The organism is Flavobacterium branchiophilum NBRC 15030 = ATCC 35035 (genome assembly GCF_002217205.1).
Classification (GTDB): Bacteria; Bacteroidota; Bacteroidia; order Flavobacteriales; family Flavobacteriaceae; genus Flavobacterium; species Flavobacterium branchiophilum.
The window spans coordinates 1-1,186 of record NZ_MUGT01000145.1 but is presented as its reverse complement, the minus strand read 5'-3'; the positions used below and the strand labels follow the sequence as shown (position 1 = coordinate 1,186).

The 1,186-nt window shown below is 35.2% G+C and carries 1 protein-coding gene; it reads right to left on the bottom strand.

Going from position 1 to position 1,186, the window contains the following annotated elements:
• Nucleotides 1–18 precede the first annotated feature (18 nt).
• Nucleotides 19–1,170 (bottom strand): Na+/H+ antiporter NhaA, encoded by a 1,152-nt coding sequence (gene nhaA / locus B0A58_RS13895; protein ID WP_089081563.1) that lies wholly within the window; start codon nucleotides 1,168–1,170, stop codon nucleotides 19–21.
• Nucleotides 1,171–1,186: the final 16 nt, after the last annotated feature.

Below are 1,186 nucleotides of genomic sequence, written 5' to 3'. Positions count from 1 at the left end.
TTCAAAAAATGAATTACTTTATTCATCGGGTGTTGTGGTGTTTTGGGTAACATATTTTAAATATACAAATCCAATAATTGCAGCCACACAAGAAGCTATCAAAATGATGAATTTAGCATTGTTGACCAACATGACTTGATCAAAGGCCAACAACGTAATAAATATTGACATTGTAAAACCGATGCCTCCTAAAAAACCAACCCCCAAAATCATGCTCCAATTCAAATCAGAAGGTAACTGACAAATTTTGGCTTTTACAGCTACAAAACAAAATAAAAATATACCCATGGGTTTGCCTAAAACCAATCCTATGATAATTCCAAGACTATAATTTTCAGTTATAATTTGGCTAATTGGAGTACTCCAACTGATGGCAGTATTGGCCAATGCAAATACGGGAAGAATCAAAAAAGCAACAGGCTTGTGAAGAAAATCTTGCAGAATATATGACGTTGATTGGCTATCGCCATTGCCAAAAGGAATGGCAAACGCTAATAGAACGCCAGTAATAGTGGCATGAACGCCCGAATGAAGCATGAAATACCACATGGCTACACCACCAATTAAATAAGGTATTAAGTTTCTGATTTTCATTCGATTGAATATCAATAACAACACAAATATGCTTAGTGCAAGTATTAAATCATTCCAAAAAATGGTTTTGGTATAAAACAATGCAATGATGATAATGGCGCCCAAATCGTCGATAACGGCCAAAGCAGTTAAAAATATTTTAAGCGAAACAGGAATTCTTTTGCCTAACAATGACAAAATGCCAAGTGCAAAAGCAATATCGGTGGCCATTGGAATACCAGCACCAGCTTGAGTTTCGGTGTGCCAATTGACCCACAAATACCATCCAGCTGGAAAAATCATACCGCCCAAAGCACCAAAAATGGGCAACAAAGCGTCTTTGAAATGGGACAATTCGCCAATATATATTTCTCGCTCTAATTCTAATCCTACTAATAAAAAGAAAATAGTCATCAATCCGTCGTTGATCCAAAATTCTAGTGATTGATTTCCTATTGGTTGATGCCAAAAGTAACCATATTGGCTGCCCAAAACAACGTTAGTTAGCCATAACGAAAGTAAGGTACAACAAATTAAGATAAAACCCGAAGTTTTTTCGTTTTCAAAAAAGGCTTTGAATAGATTACTTGCTTTCATATATTATTTATAAAAA